We start from the raw sequence: 239 nt of genomic DNA, 5'->3' as shown, positions 1-239 counted from the left end.
AGGTGGTACCATTCGAACAACAGTCACAACTGGTGGAACGACTACTCCTCTCTTTGAACTAGGCAAGCATACAAAACAAGATTTAATAGACATGCTGAACCAATACCCAAATGCACATGCAGTGGAGCTAAAAGGAGAACGTGTATTAATTACGGCCAGCCCTGCACGTGTTAAGAAATATTTGCTAGGTTCTAATACAGATCCTGTACAACTCTTAAAAAAGATGGATGAAGCTACCC

At 41.4% G+C, this 239-nt stretch carries 1 pseudogene; it reads left to right on the top strand.

The annotated features are described in order from the left end of the window. Window positions 1–239: pseudogene (locus tag SB775_RS33490) on the top strand (M60 family metallopeptidase); the annotation flags it as partial.

It is taken from the genome of Peribacillus sp. SIMBA_075 (genome assembly GCF_046534585.1).
This window is presented reverse-complemented; position numbering and strand designations above follow the sequence as displayed.